15 protein-coding genes and 1 riboswitch are annotated in these 14,777 nt (G+C 62.6%); of the genes, 9 read left to right on the top strand and 6 right to left on the bottom strand.

The annotated features are described in order from the left end of the window. Positions 1–3 precede the first annotated feature (3 nt). The 3 genes from LDO41_RS34200 to LDO41_RS11205 are packed head-to-tail and all read right to left on the bottom strand — an operon-like array spanning position 4 to position 2,409. Entirely contained in the window at positions 4–411 is a 408-nt protein-coding gene (locus tag LDO41_RS34200) for a rubredoxin (protein ID WP_223987414.1), read from the bottom strand. A 37-nt stretch (positions 412–448) separates the two neighbouring features. After that, the gene (locus LDO41_RS11210) at positions 449–1,672 is read right to left on the bottom strand and encodes an MFS transporter (RefSeq protein ID WP_223987412.1); all 1,224 of its coding nucleotides are present in this window, start codon (positions 1,670–1,672) and stop codon (positions 449–451) included. Continuing rightward, entirely contained in the window at positions 1,669–2,409 is a 741-nt protein-coding gene (locus LDO41_RS11205; protein ID WP_223987408.1) for an SDR family NAD(P)-dependent oxidoreductase, read from the bottom strand. Before LDO41_RS11205 ends, LDO41_RS11210 begins: the two co-directional genes overlap by 4 nt. A gap of 98 nt (positions 2,410–2,507) precedes the next feature. Here LDO41_RS11205 and LDO41_RS11200 point away from each other — a divergent pair, with 98 nt between their 5' ends. Then, positions 2,508–3,113, top strand: a complete 606-nt coding sequence (locus tag LDO41_RS11200) for a TetR/AcrR family transcriptional regulator (protein ID WP_223987405.1) — start codon at positions 2,508–2,510, stop codon at positions 3,111–3,113. A 12-nt stretch (positions 3,114–3,125) separates the two neighbouring features. On the opposite strand, the gene LDO41_RS11195 is transcribed toward LDO41_RS11200, so the two are convergent. Both LDO41_RS11195 and LDO41_RS11190 read right to left on the bottom strand, forming a co-directional pair. Continuing rightward, a complete protein-coding gene (locus LDO41_RS11195; RefSeq protein ID WP_223987402.1) occupies positions 3,126–4,034 on the bottom strand; it encodes a LysR family transcriptional regulator in 909 nt (302 codons plus the stop codon). Between the two features lie 49 nt (positions 4,035–4,083). Next, a complete protein-coding gene (locus LDO41_RS11190; protein ID WP_223987399.1) occupies positions 4,084–5,010 on the bottom strand; it encodes a LysR family transcriptional regulator in 927 nt (308 codons plus the stop codon). A gap of 123 nt (positions 5,011–5,133) precedes the next feature. Here LDO41_RS11190 and LDO41_RS11185 point away from each other — a divergent pair, with 123 nt between their 5' ends. The 3 genes from LDO41_RS11185 (at position 5,134) to mntP (ending at position 8,471) form a co-directional block, all read left to right on the top strand. Continuing rightward, positions 5,134–6,627: an acyl-CoA synthetase gene (locus LDO41_RS11185; protein WP_223987395.1), complete on the top strand. Its 1,494-nt coding sequence runs from the start codon at positions 5,134–5,136 to the stop codon at positions 6,625–6,627. A 24-nt stretch (positions 6,628–6,651) separates the two neighbouring features. Continuing rightward, positions 6,652–7,665: a Bug family tripartite tricarboxylate transporter substrate binding protein gene (locus tag LDO41_RS11180; RefSeq protein ID WP_223987392.1), complete on the top strand. Its 1,014-nt coding sequence runs from the start codon at positions 6,652–6,654 to the stop codon at positions 7,663–7,665. 28 nt (positions 7,666–7,693) lie between these two features. Next, a riboswitch (yybP-ykoY riboswitch) is annotated at positions 7,694–7,873 on the top strand. A 31-nt stretch (positions 7,874–7,904) separates the two neighbouring features. After that, the gene (mntP, locus tag LDO41_RS11175) at positions 7,905–8,471 is read left to right on the top strand and encodes a manganese efflux pump MntP (protein ID WP_223988693.1); all 567 of its coding nucleotides are present in this window, start codon (positions 7,905–7,907) and stop codon (positions 8,469–8,471) included. On the opposite strand, the gene LDO41_RS11170 is transcribed toward mntP, so the two are convergent. Then, the gene (locus LDO41_RS11170) at positions 8,464–9,444 is read right to left on the bottom strand and encodes a LysR substrate-binding domain-containing protein (protein WP_223987389.1); all 981 of its coding nucleotides are present in this window, start codon (positions 9,442–9,444) and stop codon (positions 8,464–8,466) included. The two genes, mntP and LDO41_RS11170, sit on opposite strands and share 8 nt — an antisense overlap. Positions 9,445–9,556: 112 nt before the next feature. Here LDO41_RS11170 and LDO41_RS11165 point away from each other — a divergent pair, with 112 nt between their 5' ends. From LDO41_RS11165 to LDO41_RS11145, 5 genes are all read left to right on the top strand, one after another. Beyond that, positions 9,557–10,105 carry a 4-hydroxylaminobenzoate lyase gene (locus LDO41_RS11165; protein ID WP_223987386.1) on the top strand — a complete coding sequence of 183 codons (549 nt, stop codon included), beginning with the start codon at positions 9,557–9,559 and terminating at the stop codon, positions 10,103–10,105. A 3-nt stretch (positions 10,106–10,108) separates the two neighbouring features. Then, positions 10,109–10,801 carry a nitroreductase gene (locus LDO41_RS11160; RefSeq protein WP_223987383.1) on the top strand — a complete coding sequence of 231 codons (693 nt, stop codon included), beginning with the start codon at positions 10,109–10,111 and terminating at the stop codon, positions 10,799–10,801. A gap of 174 nt (positions 10,802–10,975) precedes the next feature. Continuing rightward, on the top strand, positions 10,976–12,520 hold the full coding sequence (hpnH, locus tag LDO41_RS11155; RefSeq protein ID WP_223987380.1) for an adenosyl-hopene transferase HpnH: 1,545 nt from the start codon (positions 10,976–10,978) through the stop codon (positions 12,518–12,520). 255 nt (positions 12,521–12,775) lie between these two features. Then, a complete protein-coding gene (locus tag LDO41_RS11150; protein WP_223987377.1) occupies positions 12,776–13,510 on the top strand; it encodes a hypothetical protein in 735 nt (244 codons plus the stop codon). Between the two features lie 440 nt (positions 13,511–13,950). Continuing rightward, the gene (locus tag LDO41_RS11145; protein ID WP_223987375.1) at positions 13,951–14,742 is read left to right on the top strand and encodes a class I SAM-dependent methyltransferase; all 792 of its coding nucleotides are present in this window, start codon (positions 13,951–13,953) and stop codon (positions 14,740–14,742) included. Positions 14,743–14,777: the final 35 nt, after the last annotated feature.

The following is a 14,777-nucleotide window of genomic DNA, read 5'->3' as shown; positions in this document are numbered from 1 at the left end:
GGGTTAAAGCGGCACCATCGCAAAATCCTCCTTGCCCACGTCGCACAGCGGACAACGCCAGTCATCGGGCACGTCCGCCCATTTCGTGCCCGGCGCGATGCCTTCTTCTGGCAGCCCTTCCGCTTCGTCGTAGACCCAGCCGCACAGCAGGCAGACCCACTGCTGAAAGCCTGTATCCGTCGGTTGCGCGGCAACGGGCAGGTCAACTGGCGTCACGTCGGCAGAGGCATCGAGCGCCACGACCAGCGGCGGAGCGGTATCGGAGATCTCCGCATTCAGGCGCCGCTGCAGCAGATCATGCAGCCGCTGCGCCTCTTCACGCGAGAGATCGATCCAGTAAGGATCGCCCGCAGCGTCGTTGAGCCGCTGCGCGGAAAACTGCAGTTCGAGGAATGCGCCCTTGGTGTACATGCGTGTGAGTCGTCTGAAATCGTGTGCAAACGATAAATTATCGTGCGCCGATAGATCGGACCAGATGCCGTACAAGTTGTACAAAATCGTTGAAGGCGCTTGCACCAATGTTGAGCGCGTAGGCGATCAGGAGGACCACGACCGCAAGCAATCCCGGCACCACTCCCATCGCCGACATACCCCACCGGTCGATCGCCCACCCTCCTGCCGAGGCACCCAGTGCAATGCCAAGGTTTGCCGCCGACACGTTGAGCGTCATGGCGAATGCCGGTGCCTCGGCACCGGCCAGAGCCACCCGCACCTGGCTCAGCGTCACGCCGGCGGTATGCGCCACGCTCCAGATCGCCAGCGGCAGAATTGCCGCCACGATGTCGTGGACCCATGTCCCGGCATTGACGGAAGCAGCCAAGGCGACCACGGCGATGCCGGTGGCGAGTAACGGCAGACGATCCGCCACGCGCGCAGCCAGCGAATTGCCCACCAACCCCGCCGCACCGAATCCCAACAGAGCGAGCGCGACGTCCGAACCGTGCAAACCCAAGCCACCTTCGAGCCACGCGCCGAGGAACGTGTAGGCAGAGAACATTCCCGCGAACAACGCGATCGACAGTAGCAGGTGACCCAGAAAGGGACCACGACGCAGCAAGTCTAGCTGGCTCGATGCGGTTGGCACCGTCGAAGCGGCAGCGCGGGGAAACCATGCGTGGATACCAAGCGCCATGGGCATCGGCAAGATCGCCAGCACGACAAATGGCACACGCCAGTCCCCGGCTTGTGCCAGCGCGATGCCGGCTGGCAGTGCGAGCAGTACGCCCAGCACGAAACCGAGATTGGCACGGGCCAGCGCACTCCCGCGCGTCTCTACTGGCGCGAGGCGCGCCACTTCGGCAGTGCCCACGCTGATGAACGCCGGTAGCGCGGCGCCCTGCGCGATACGTGCCATCAGCATCAGGGGAAAGCTCGATGCCACAGCCAACACTGCGTTGGTCATTGCGAACAGCAACAGCGTGACGATAAGCACGCGTCGCGGTGCATAGCGGCTTGCGAACAGCGTCACCGGCGGACCTGCGACCGCCGCCGCCAACGCAAACAACGCCGTCAGCTGGCTCACCCCAACCAGTGGTAATTTCAGATCGGACGCAATGCGCGGCAGCAGGCCGATCACAATGAACTCGCTGCCGACCACAGCAGCAATGGCAGGCGTCAACAGCCACAACACACGACGCAGTTCCGCCTGCGATCGGCTTGCCGCGGCGCTCATGCGTTCGCCCCGCCGTCCACCGTCAGGCCCGTGCCGGTGATGAAACGCGCGGCTGGGCTGGCAACGAAGGCTACCAATGCCGCGATATCGTCGGCCTGCCCATATCGCTTGATGGCCATGCGTTCCCGCTGGCCATCCGCACGCGGACTGTCGGCGGGATTCATATCGGTGTCCGTCGACCCCGGATGCACGACGTTCGCGGTGATTCCGCGCGGACCGAGATCGCGTGCAATGCCCTTGGTCCAGCCGATCAGCGCCGCCTTGCTGGCCGCATAGAGGCTTGCGCCCTCGCCCGGCACCCGCTCGGCGAGGTTGCTCCCCGTCGAGATGATGCGGCCGCCTTCGCCCATGTAAGCCAGCGCTGCCTGCGACGCGACCATGACCGCGCGCACGTTCACCGCCAGCGTCGTATCGATATCGTCTAGCGTCAGTTCATCGACCGGCCCCGCGCGGAAGATGCCGGCGTTGTTGACAAGAATGTCCAACCCACCCAATGACGATGCCGCCAGATCGACAGCCTGCCTTACGGACGCGGGATCTGCAGCGTTCATCTGGATCGCCACCGCGCGACCACCCGCAGCGGTGATCAGACTGACCAGCTCTTCAGCCTGGCTCGCCGAGCGCTCGTACCCGATCGCCACGGCGGCGCCGTCAGCCGCCAGATACCGCGCAATCGCCGCACCGATTCCTCGGCTGGCACCCGTCACAAACGCTCGCTTCCCTGCAAGAGACAACATGACAACTCCTTTATGTAATGACCGACACAAAATTAGCTGACGCTTGGCAAGCGGTCAAGATATTTTTATAATGATCGACACACAAATAGGAGTTCGACATGGCCGCCCGTGGCAGACCACGCGCTTTCGACAGGGATGTGGCGCTTGCACGCGCAATGGAAGTGTTCTGGGCAAAAGGCTACGAAGGTGCCTCGATGAGCGACCTGACCTCGGCGATGGGCATCGCCTCGCCAAGCCTCTATGCTGCCTTCGGCTCCAAGGAAGCCCTTTTCCGCGACGCGGTTGGCCTTTACGCGGAAACCGACGGCGCCTCCGTCTGGCAAGCCGTGGCAGACGCGGACACCGCGTTCGGCACGGTCGAAGCTTTCCTGCTGGAAACCGCCCGCGCGTTCACGCGAAAAGACAAGCCGAGCGGCTGCCTGGTGGTGCTATCCGCCCTGCACGCCAGCGAAGAGAGCGCAACGGTCCGCAACGAACTCATCGCGAGGCGCAAGCAATGCAGCAAGGTATTGGCCCGCAAGCTGGCATCAGGCGTAAAAACCGGAGAGATCGCCACCTCGGTCGACATCGACGCACTAGCCACGTATTACATGACCGTGCAACAAGGCATGTCGATCCAGGCGCGCGACGGCGCCAGCAAGGCAACGCTGGAAAAAACCGCGAAGGCAGCGCTGGCGGGGTGGAGTGCGCTGACGAGTGGGTGACGGCGTCCGGCATCACGCACCACTTTTGATGCCATGGGACTCCGGCTTGCGCGCGATTTCGATGAATGCTTTCAGGTAGTCGACGTCGATGTCCGCCTCACGGGCGCCGAGGAAAATTTGCTTGGGGATCCCTTTTGGCCCCAGACGTAGCGGCACCAATGCCATCTTGTCGGAGTACTCCTCGATCAACCAGCGTGGTAGCGCCGTGACGCCTCGGCCGCTGGCCACCATCTGCAGCATGATGTCGGTGGTCTCGATGGCTTTGTGCCGGCGTGGCGAGATGCCAGCGGGCATGAGGAACTGGTTGTAGATATCGAGCCGGTCGATTTCCACCGGGTACGTGATCAAAATCTCGCGTGTGAGCTGCTCGGGTCGGACGTAGTCGACACCCGCAAGCGGATGCTCTCGATTGACCACCAGCACCTGTTCGTAGTCGAACACCGGCTCGAAGTGCAAACCCGGTTTATAGAGCGGATCAGGCGTGACCAGCAGGTCGATCTCGAAGCCGAACAGCGCACCAATCCCTCCGAACTGGAATTTCTGCTTCACGTCGACATCGACATCCGGCCAGCGCGCCAGATACGGCGAGACGATCTTCAGTAGCCACTGATAACAGGGATGGCACTCCATGCCGATGCGCAGCGCGCCACGCTCCCCCTGCGCATACTGACCCAGGCGCTCCTCAGCCAGTGCCAGCTGCGGCAGCACGCGATTGGCCACGGCCAGCAGGTATTGGCCAGCCTGCGTCAGTCGCAGGTGGCGCCCTTCGCGCAACCAGATCTCCGTGCCGAGTTGCTGCTCGAGCTTCTTCATGGAGTGGCTGAGCGCGGATTGGGTCAGATGCAGCACGCCAGCCGCCGCAGTCAGCGACCCGTGCTTGTCCACACACTGAACGATGGAGAGGTGAATTCTCTCGAGCATGATCCGAATGAGTAAAACTAATGGTTTATCGAAATACGGTAATTTTACTTCATAGATCGGACCCTTTTGCTCGCACTGAGAACACTTCCAGCTTCGGGATCTCGTCGCGCAGATATGAAATCAACGCCTGCGTCGCCATCGATGGGTGCAGGTTCGGTGTGGTGATGATGTGAAGCTTGCGGCCGAGCCCCTCGGGCTCCCACTCGGGCAACACGGGCACTAACGACCCTGCCTTCATGTCCTCCCACCCCGCATAGGCGGGCAACAGACCCACGCCATGCCCGGCCTGCGTGGCACGCAGCAGAAAGCGAAAGTGTTCGGACTGCAGGTGCGGCGAGATATCGATCGTGGCGCGTTCGCCCTCGCGTTCGAGGATCAGCCGAAAGCGTCGCGACGCGTAAGGCGGGCACAGGAAATGGCATTGAGTCAGGTCGGCCGGGGTCGTGAGCGGCGCGATGCCTGCCAGGTAGGAAGGCGACGCGAATAGTCGCCAAGGCGTTGCGCACACTTCTCGTGCCACCACGTCGAGGGGCGGGTTCGAAGTAATCCGCAACGCGACGTCGATCTCGTCGGCGATCAAGTCCGTCACACGATTGGCGAAGAACACGCGCAGCGAGATGCCGGGATGCAATGCGGCGAAGTCGAGCAGCAGCGGGGCGATATACGCATCGCCTAGCCCGGTCGGCACACTCACACGCACATGCCCGCGCAGCGTCTTGCCAAGACTGTCGATCTCCGCCTGAGCCGCCACGGCTTCCTGCAACATGCGCACGCCATGCTCATACAGCGACTGTCCGGCCTCTGTGGTCTCGAGCCGGCGTGTGGTGCGACGCAGCAGTTGCGCGCCCGCCTGTGTCTCGAGTTGCGCGAGCTGGCGGCTGATCTGCGAGCGCGTCACGCCGCGCCGGCGCCCGGCCTCCGCTAGCGTGCCGGCGTCGACAACCTCGACGAACGACTGGATCAGGTTGAGGTCCATGGAAAACTTCATTGTCACGTCAGACGCAACATTGTGGTGCGCGCACGCCCCATTGTCGATGCGGGATTGCCCCGCTACATTGCGCTATCGTCGGCGTCAGACCGGCACAACGGAGACAAGCGCATGCCTGCCGATCTATGGTTCGAATCGCTGCATCGCACCGGACATGACATCGTCGCGCGCGGCGAGCGTCTCGCCGGCGGATGGCGCCAGCTGGGGCTGGTGGAAGGCGACGTGGTGGCGCTCCTGCTGCGCAACGATCCCGTATTCGCCGACGTGGCCGCTGCCTGCCGCATCGCCGGCATTTACTACTGCCCCATCAACTGGCACTTCACGATTGCGGAAGTACGCTTCGTGCTCGAGGACAGCGGCGCACGCGTTCTGCTCGTGCATGCGGACCTGCTTGAATCGGTGCGCGCCGCGGTGCCGCCGGGCGTGGCGGTCTTCGCGATCGGCGGCACCGACGCCGATGCGATCGAGTACGAGCCATGGCTCTCCGCACAGCCGCCCTACGATGGCCCCCGCGTGGCGCCACGCGCCCATCTCGCCTACACCTCGGGCACCACGGGTCGGCCCAAGGGGGTAATACGCAATCCGGTACCGCTTGGTGACGCGGATAGTCAGCTCGCGCGCATGCGTTCGGTGGTGGCGCAATCGTTCGGCATCGTGCCCGGTTGCCGCGCGCTGATGTCCGCACCGCTCTATCACAGCGCGCCAGGCGTGTTTATCCAGCAGGCGCTGCAGATGGCCGAGCGGCTGGTTCTGACCACGCGCTTCGACGCCGAGCAGGTACTCGCGCTGGTCGAGCAGCATCGCATCGATGTGCTCTACCTCGTACCGATCATGTATGTGCGCCTGCTCAAGCTGCCACAAGAGGTTCGCGCACGCTATGACCTCTCTTCGATACGCTTCGTCGCGTCTACCGGTTCGCCGTGCGCGCCCGAGATCAAGCGGGCGATGCTCGACTGGCTCGGCCCCGTGATTCACGAGACTTACGCATCGAGCGAGGCCGGCATGGTGACAGTGGCCACGCCTGCCGATGCCGCGGCCAGGCCCGGCACCGCGGGGCGGCCGATCGATGCGGCGCAGTTGCGCATCCTCGACGTCGATGGCAATGCCTGCGCGCCCGGCGAGGTGGGGCTTGTCTACGTACGCCAGCCGGCGTATCCGGACTTTACCTACCTGAACAACGACGCGGCCCGTCGCGCGATCGACCGCGATGGCCTGATCTCGCTCGGCGATATGGGCTATGTCGATGCCGATGGGTATCTGTTCATCTGCGATCGGGCCTCCGATATGGTGATCTCGGGCGGCGTGAACATCTATCCGGCCGAAATCGAGCATCAGCTGGTGCGCTACCCCGGTGTTGCCGATTGCGCGGTCTTCGGCGTGCCCGACGACGAGTATGGCGAGCGGCTGCATGGCGTGATCGAGCCGATGCCCGATGCCGAGATCGATCCGGCGGTCGTCACCGAATGGCTGCGCGCGCGGCTTTCCGGCTTCAAGGTGCCGCGCACGATCGAGATCGCCTCGCACCTGCCGCGCGATGAGACCGGCAAGCTCGCCAAGCGCCGGCTGCGCGATCAGCACTGGGCAGGACGGACCCGCCGCGTCTGACAAACAAAAAAATCAGGAGACAACATGCCACGATCACTGTTTCGCACCGCAGCGGCCGATGCATTTCGCGCGTGCTGCATCATCGCCGCCACCGCCGTCGCCACCAGCGTCGCCACCATCGCTTTCGCCCACGCCGGCGCATTTCCGGAGCGACCGATCAAGCTGGTGGTGCCCTACACGCCTGGAGGGTCGACCGATCAGTTCGGTCGCGCGCTGGCGGAAGGCATGTCACGCGAACTGAAGCAGACCGTGGTGGTGGAGAATCGCCCCGGCGCCAATACAATGGTCGGCACGCAGAGCGTCGCGCGCGCGCCCGCGGACGGCTACACGATGATCATGGCCTCGAGCGCGAGCATGGTGCTCAACCCGATGCTTTACAAGCGCACTGGCTACGATCCCAAGGACTTCAAGGTATTCCTGATCGGCACCGAAGTCCCGCTGGTGATCGTGACCAACAACCAGGTGCCAGCGTCCGGCACGCGCGATTTCGCCAGCTACGCGAAAGCGGCCGGCGGCAAGCTCAACTATTCGTCGGTGGGTCTCGGCAATCCGTTGCAGCTCGCCACCGAGATGCTCAAGACCGAGCTCGGCATCGAATTGACGCACGTGCCTTACAACGGCAGCGCGCCAGCGCTGTCCGCGCTGCTGGCCAACGACGTGCAGTTGATGGTCGATGTCGTCAGCACCTCGCTACCGCACATCCGCGCGGGCAAGCTCAAGGCGCTTGCGGTGACATCCCGCACGCGGCTCGAGGTATTGCCCAATGTGCCGACCATGGCCGAAAGCGGCTATCCCGACTTCCATGCCGCCACCTGGTTCGGGCTCGCGGTACCGGCGCACACGCCGCCCGACGTGGTGACGCGCCTGCAGTCCGCAGCGTCGCAAGTTCTTGGCGATGCACAGTTCCGCGCCACCTTCGCCGCGCTCGGACTGGTCGTCCAGTCCCCGCGCACTCAGGCGGAAATCGACCGCTATGTGGCGACGGATCGGGAGACGTGGGGCAAGGTCATCCGTGCGAACCGCATCTCGCTGGACTGATGGGTCATGAAATGATCCGTGCTACCATCGACGCGTCTTAGGGGAGTAGCGACTTTTCTCTTTAGAAAAGCGTTGGCGTCAACATGCTTGGTAATGCTTACCATGGCGCCAACGGCCTTTGCCTGGCACGCGAGACCTTTGACTTTGCGCTCATTTCACCGGGGCTGGTGGTGGGTCGTGAAGTCATTGGTTTCTTCGTTACGCCGGCCCCGCGCGCGATTGAACGCGCCACGTCAAACATGAGTTTCCTTTCGATTATCTTTCTCGCCTTTGCCATGGCGACGGACGCGTTTGCCGCGGCGATTGGCAAAGGTGCGGCCTTACATAAGCCCGACTACCGCGAGGCCATCAAGGCCGGCCTGATCTTTGGCACGATTGAAGCGGCCACGCCAGTGATTGGCTGGGGCCTCGGTCGCGCCGCGCAGGAATATGTCACCGAGTGGGATCATTGGATAGCCTTCACCCTTCTACTGGTGTTGGGGCTCCGCATGATCTGGGCGGGCTTCCAGACCGGTGCGGTCGAAGAGGAAAAGCCCGACTCCCACTCGTTCTGGGCCCTGGCGATTACCGGCTTCGCGACCAGCATCGATGCGATGGCGGTGGGTGCCGGGCTGGCGTTCGTCGATGTCAACATCGTCGTTGCCGCCATCGCGATTGGCCTGGCGACCACGCTGATGGTGACGATCGGTGTGCTGGTCGGCCGCCTCGTGGGGCCAGCACTCGGTCGATGGGCGGAGGCCGCTGGTGGCGTCGTGCTTATCGTCATCGGCTCCGTCATTCTGTACGAGCACTTGTACGTTATCTGAGCGTCTGCTCGACAGCTCGCGCCGTCTTCGCAATCAGCTCGCGCAACCACGTGTGGCCCATGTCGTGGTCGTCGCGGCCATGCCAGACCGCGCGCATCGTCTCGCCCTCGGCTGCATAGGGCGATGGGCGGCTGATCAAGTCCCCGCTGTCGGCAAGCGCCCTTGCCAGCGAGGCCGGCACGATCGCCAGCATGTCGGTATCGCGCAGCAGCGCTGGAATGGCGAGCGAATGGGGCACGGTCACTCTTACGCGCGGTGGCTCCTGCGACGCGAGTAGCGCGCGCTCCAACGCCTGTCGATCGAACATCTCCGACTGGCGCGCAAGGCCACGCTCGACGATAAAGCCGCCGACCGCACCCTCTTCATGTCCTCCCACGGACAGCGTGACCAGTGGATACTTTGCGAGGTCCTCGAGCCTGAGTTCCCTGCGCGATGCGGGATGTCCCTTGCGCATCAGGATGGACTCTCCCTGCGACATCAGGTCGCGCGAGCTGAAGCGCGGTGGCACCTGCGAGAAAATGCCGATGGCCAGATCGATGCGGCCCAGATCGATCTGCTCGGCCAGATCCAGCCGCGTTGAAGGCCGAATGACGAGATCGACCGCGGGCGCAACCTGCAGCAGCTCGCGCGACAGCGGCGCGATGATGACCTCCGTCACATGATCGTTGGCCGCGATCACGAATCGTCGGCGCGATTGCTCCGCGCTGAATGGCTCCACGCCCAGCGCATCCTGAATGCGGCGCAGTGAGTCCAGCAGGCTCGGCGCCATGGCCATGGCGCGGCCGGTGGGCTCCATGCCCTTTCCCGTGCGGACGAACAACTCGTCGCCAACCAGCTCTCGCAGCCTTCGCAGCGCATGGCTGACCGCGGATTGGGTCAGGTGCAGGCGTTTGCCCGCCAGAATCAGGTTGCGCTCTTCGTAGACAGCCTCGAACACCTTCAACAGGTTCAAGTCCGTGCGGCCGATGCTCATGATCGCCCTCCGTGAATTGAATGACATGCATTATGCGGTTGCATAGACATCAATTCCATTCAATTCGTTGGCGGCGCAAGATTGCACGCATCAATCCCCTGCCACCGACGCCATGACAACCGAAAGCCTTATCAACGATCGCGAAGCGCTGATCGAGCGCTGCATCCCCTTCCTCGAAGAAGTGAAGGACATCACCACCAGCAGCGACATCGAGCGTTGGCTCAACGAGAAGTACGGGCCCGACAGCGAGCTTTACCAGACCTTGTCCCGCCTGATCAGAAAGGGCGTGGAGGATGGCTGGGCGGCCAATATCGAGATCGAGGGCGCGACCTATCGACGCAGTCGCATCGCGGAGCCTTCCGCGCGTACGCTGCATTTCAGCATCACGGCGGTCTATATGGATAGCACCGGCAACCAGCAGGGGCATGCGGACCAGCGCTTCCGCGGGCAATACCACGGACATCCCTATGGCGAGTTCAACATGGTCATTCCCCTCAATGCGGGCGCCGTCCTGAACGGACCGAGCGGCTGGCGCGGTGAAGGATGGACCGCGCCGGCACCGGGTAGTCATCACTATCCGGAAGCGAAAGGCGGCGCGGTGATCGCACTGTTCTTCCTGCCGTCGGGGCGAATTTCCTACCACGAAGCCCCGCAGGAGTAATCCATGGATCAGCACGCGATAGCACAATGCGTTGCCACCGTGGTGGGTACCCGCCGGTCGGTCCGCGCGTTCAAACCGACGCCATTGGACAGGGCGGTCGTGGAGCAGATCCTGGAGGAAGCTTCCACCGCGCCAAGCGGGGCCAATATCCAGCCGTGGCGCGTGTACGTGGTCACCGGCGCGATCAAGGACGAACTGGCCGATATTCTGGTCACCGCGTTCCGCGCCGGCAGCGCGCCAGCCCCTGCGCACTTCCCCGACCCGTTGCCGGATGGCTTTCGTACACGGCTGATGGACTTTGGCGCGCGCTACTACGCCTCACTGGGCATCGACCGCAACGACACCCCTGCACGCATGCGGCAGACCGAAAAGAACTTCTCGTTCTTCGGCGCGCCCGTGGGCCTCATCATCAGCATCGACCGCCGCCTGAAGCCGCATAGCTGGATCGACATCGGACTGTTCGCACAGAACCTGATGATCGCGGCAAAAGCCCGTGGCATCGATACCTGCCCGCAGGTCGCGTTCGCGCAATTCCACGACCAGATCGCGTCGTATCTGCACATGCCCGATGAGGAGATCACCGCGTTCGGTATTTCCATGGGTTACGGGGATGCCGAGGCACCGGTGAACCAAACCAGAATGCCGCGACAGCCCGTGCAGGACTTCACGCGCATGCTGGGATTTCCGGCTGTGTGAATCGGGTCATGGGTACTCGGCGCCTCAGGTCACTCCCATGCGTTCCCCCCAAGGGGAGCAAATCTTCTCGGTCTGTGAGATCATTCCGCGCAATGGTCGCCACAAAAGAGCCTTATAAAGCACCAAATTGAGGTCTTTTGTGGGCGCAATACGTTTATCGAGGAGAAGTTCAGCATGGCAGTGCCAATTTCACAGGCATGGACGGTAGCTACCTACGTCCTGAAGCAAAAGCTGATGCGGCGGCGTCGTTACCCCCTCGTCCTCATGCTCGAGCCGCTCATGCGCTGCAACCTGGCATGTGCCGGCTGCGGAAAGATTCAGTACCCGGCGCACGTCCTGAAGACGGAACTGACGCCGGAAGAATGCTTCAAGGCAGTCGAGGAAGCGGGCACGCCCATGGTGGCGATTCCCGGCGGCGAGCCGCTGCTGCATCCGCGGATGCCCGAGATCGTCGCCGGCCTGGTGGCGCGCAAGAAGTACGTGTACATGTGCACGAACGCGCTGCTGCTGACCAAGCACCTGCACGAGTTCAAGCCGAGCAAGTATCTGTCGTTCTCCGTGCACGTGGACGGTCAGCGCGATCATCACGACTTCTCGGTCTGCCGCGAAGGCGGTTATGACATCGCGATGGAAGGCGTGCGCGCCGCCGTGGCGGCGGGCTTCCGCGTCACGACCAACACGACGCTGTTCGACGGCGCGGATCCGAACAGCGTGCGCCTGCATTTCGACGAAATGATGGAAGCCGGCGTGGAAAGCATGATGGTGTCGCCGGGATACACCTACGACAAGGCGCCCGACCAGAAGCACTTTCTGGGCCGCGCGCGCTCGAAGAAGCTGTTCCGCGCGATCCTGTCGAACCGCAAGAAGAGCTGGCGTTTCAATGCTTCGCCGATGTTCATGGAATTCCTCATGGGCAAGAAGCAGCTCACCTGCACACCGTGGGGCATGCCCACCTACAGCATCTTCGGCTGGCAGAAGCCGTGCTACCTGCTGCAGGACGGCTACGCCGACACGTTCGACGAGCTGATGGAAAGCGTGAAGTGGTCCGACTACGGTACCGAGAGCGGCAACCCGAAGTGCGCCAATTGCATGGTGCACTCGGGCTATGAGGCCAGCGGCGTGAACTACACGTTCGGCTCGGTCAAGGGCCTGTTCCAGACCGTGAAGGCGATGCTGTTCGACCGCTACGACGACGCGGAAGCCAAGGACATGCTCGCCACCTGGAAGCCTGCGAAGCATGAGGCGCCGATTACGTTCATGCCGCGGACCAAGTCCACCGAGGATGTAGCTGCACCGGCGCCTGTTGCGGCAGCCGCTGTGGTTGCCCCCGACGAGATGGAAACCGCGGCCGGTACCGTCCACGAGAAGCTGCAAGGCTGGTCGCCGGTGCTGGAATCCGAGGCCGACGTGCGCGAGGCGATGGAAAAGGCGTTCGACTACCGTGGCGACGTCACGCTCACGCTGAAGTCGGGCGCGAGCGTCGCGGGTTACCTGTACGACCGCCGCGCAGTGGCGTCCTTCAAAGACTCCTTCGTGCGGATCATCCCCACCGGCTCGCAGGACAAGCAGGTGGTGCCTTACGCCGACATCGGCGCGATCGCCTTCACGGGCAAGGACACCGCCGCCGGCAAGTCCTTCGAATCGTGGGTCAAGCGCTACTGGGAAAAGAAGGCAGCAGGCGAGACGAACATCCAGATCGAGCCGGAAGTGCTGGTCTGACAGTGCTAGCTGTCGCCACGGAATGACGCATTCCGTGGCGAGCCTAATCTGCTGACCACGGCCCCGGAGTGTTTCACCACTCGCGGGGCCTTTTCTTTGGAGACGGCGGTTCGCGAGCAGAGCTTCGCGCACGCTGAGTTTCCAATTGCATGAAGCCGACCCACGATCGCACCGGCTTTATGACGAAGCGCAAATGCTCATGGCCTCGGCGTTGCTACCATCTCGCGCCTGAGTTCTGACCAATGAAACACGATCATGCGCTTTGCTCGTATCGCCGTCGCCGCGATTGCCTGTGTACTCACCTGGCGCGTGTGGCTACGAACCAAAGGAATCAAGCATCCCCGCTCTCGACGCACGGATCATTTGACACGCAGGCACTTCAACGGCGCATCGACAGTGATCATGGACGAGGCCACTGCACGGGCCTTGCCCATTCCACGGCGACGGATTCCCTGGATGGTCGGCGCATTCGATAACAGCACGATTTCCGTCACGCACGACAAAGAAGGCAACGCCTTTGTTTTTAGCGCTGTGCATCCCCTGCTCGAACAACCGATGATTCGGATCCTTTGGCAGGACCCCGATGACGGACGGCTTTATCTGATGTGGAACGAAGCATTCTGTCTAAAGAGGGATGCTCAGCGCCAGGGTTTCGGCACCCGAAGCCTTGCGATAGAGCTGCGTGAAATTCGCCGACTAGGCATCCAATGTGTCGGCTGCCGGGCAGCCGGGCCCGCCGGCGGGCACATGGGTTACTACGCTTGGCCACTGATCGGCTTCGACGCGGACCTTGAACCGATAGATATCGCTCAGCTTCCGCCGAAATTGGCACACTGCCGGACGTTGACGGAATTGTTCCTGGAACCTGGCGGGGCCGAGCACTGGCGTAAATTCGGCCGATCGATGACGGTCTTCTTCGACCTCGCGCCGGGGAGCGTGTCGTGGAGTATACTGATGGCGCACTTGGAGAAACGAGGCATCACGCTATGAGCACGAAGACCAAACCGGTATTGCCGCCTGCACAAGCCCTGAAGGACGTTGCTGCGGTCTTGGCTCGCCATGGTGCTGGCGTTGAAGCTTCGGGGAAAGACTCGGTGTCTCAAGAAGTTATCCGCACTGGCACGTCCCACCTCAAGACTGCGCGCGACCGTTTTCAGACGAGCGTCGCACCCGCAAAACGGGAATCTGAGCCGAGCTGACGTGGTGGGTAGCGTTTCAAAAGAAGCCGCACCACGGGTGCGGTTTTTTTTTTCGCCCAGGCCCAGAGCCGAAACCGCGATAAATGCGCCGTCAGCCCACACACGCCCAGAAGGAGTGATGGCCATGTCCGCCACCAGTATCGGCTAATCAACCGATCCAGGCGCGCAGTCACAAGGGTTATTGTTCAGGCCTTTCTGCCCCGAATTCTGGTGCGGGAAGGATGACGTGGGATGACTCAGTTCGCAGCCGATTCTGGAACCTCTCTTTATGAGCGCATGGGGGAGCGAACGACGCAGCCTTTTGCCCTGCGGGTTCTCGATGGACTTGGAGCAATCGCCAATCGGTCCGTTATCGACATCGCGGCCGGCACGGGTGGGCTTGCAGTTGCTGCCGCGGAGCGAGGCGCCTTCGTAACGGCGACCGACGTTAGCGCTGCAATGGTGAAGCGCGCCGCGGAGCGGCTGCTTCCCTTTCAGGGAAGCCGAGCGCAGATCGAAGACTTTCGCGCGCTCACTATTCCTGATGCGCAATTCGATATCTCGATCTCCATCTTCGGTGTCCTTGCCTTTGCCGCGTGGCGGCAAGGCATTGCCGAAATGGCTCGGGTCACCCGTCGCGGTGGCCAGATCGCGCTTGCGATGTGGACACACGGCGACGACTGCTCGCCTGCGCATGTCATGCGACGCGCATTCCGGAACACGTTTCCGGAGAGGGAACTGTGGCCAGCAGACCTGTTTCCGTTATTCTCCGAAAACTCACTGACAGCCAGCGCTCGAGAGGCGGGCCTTGTCGGCGTCGAGGTTCAGGTTGCGACGGCCGAATGGTGTCCGTTCTCTTCTGCCGACGTGGTGCGCGAGTGCGATCCGATGTTTAAAGGTTTCCCCGGCTATTCCGCACTAGTTACTCACGAAACCGTTGCCATGCACAAGGCTCTCGCCGAGGCGTTTCAAAGCTACGCTGATGCCCACGGCATCATCCGTCTACCTACCAAAGCGTTCGTTGTGCATGGGCGAAAAGCCTGATTGTTGGTGCATCATGTGATCAAGGCTACTGGCAT

It is taken from the genome of Cupriavidus pampae, assembly GCF_914271485.1.
Classification (GTDB): domain Bacteria; phylum Pseudomonadota; class Gammaproteobacteria; order Burkholderiales; family Burkholderiaceae; genus Cupriavidus; species Cupriavidus pampae.
Note: the sequence above shows the minus strand (reverse complement) of the source record. Positions and strands in the feature narration are given on the sequence as shown.

Bases quoted from the DNA above. Each gene is read 5' to 3' on its own strand.
- LDO41_RS34200 (WP_223987414.1), bottom strand. From the start codon at position 411: ATGTACACCAAGGGCGCATTCCTCGAACTGCAGTTTTCCGCGCAGCGG.
- LDO41_RS11210 (WP_223987412.1), bottom strand. From the start codon at position 1,672: ATGAGCGCCGCGGCAAGCCGATCGCAGGCGGAACTGCGTCGTGTGTTG.
- LDO41_RS11205 (WP_223987408.1), bottom strand. From the start codon at position 2,409: ATGTTGTCTCTTGCAGGGAAGCGAGCGTTTGTGACGGGTGCCAGCCGA.
- LDO41_RS11200 (WP_223987405.1), top strand. From the start codon at position 2,508: ATGGCCGCCCGTGGCAGACCACGCGCTTTCGACAGGGATGTGGCGCTT.
- LDO41_RS11195 (WP_223987402.1), bottom strand. From the start codon at position 4,034: ATGCTCGAGAGAATTCACCTCTCCATCGTTCAGTGTGTGGACAAGCAC.
- LDO41_RS11190 (WP_223987399.1), bottom strand. From the start codon at position 5,010: ATGGACCTCAACCTGATCCAGTCGTTCGTCGAGGTTGTCGACGCCGGC.
- LDO41_RS11185 (WP_223987395.1), top strand. From the start codon at position 5,134: ATGCCTGCCGATCTATGGTTCGAATCGCTGCATCGCACCGGACATGAC.
- LDO41_RS11180 (WP_223987392.1), top strand. From the start codon at position 6,652: ATGCCACGATCACTGTTTCGCACCGCAGCGGCCGATGCATTTCGCGCG.
- mntP (WP_223988693.1), top strand. From the start codon at position 7,905: ATGAGTTTCCTTTCGATTATCTTTCTCGCCTTTGCCATGGCGACGGAC.
- LDO41_RS11170 (WP_223987389.1), bottom strand. From the start codon at position 9,444: ATGAGCATCGGCCGCACGGACTTGAACCTGTTGAAGGTGTTCGAGGCT.
- LDO41_RS11165 (WP_223987386.1), top strand. From the start codon at position 9,557: ATGACAACCGAAAGCCTTATCAACGATCGCGAAGCGCTGATCGAGCGC.
- LDO41_RS11160 (WP_223987383.1), top strand. From the start codon at position 10,109: ATGGATCAGCACGCGATAGCACAATGCGTTGCCACCGTGGTGGGTACC.
- hpnH (WP_223987380.1), top strand. From the start codon at position 10,976: ATGGCAGTGCCAATTTCACAGGCATGGACGGTAGCTACCTACGTCCTG.
- LDO41_RS11150 (WP_223987377.1), top strand. From the start codon at position 12,776: ATGCGCTTTGCTCGTATCGCCGTCGCCGCGATTGCCTGTGTACTCACC.
- LDO41_RS11145 (WP_223987375.1), top strand. From the start codon at position 13,951: ATGACTCAGTTCGCAGCCGATTCTGGAACCTCTCTTTATGAGCGCATG.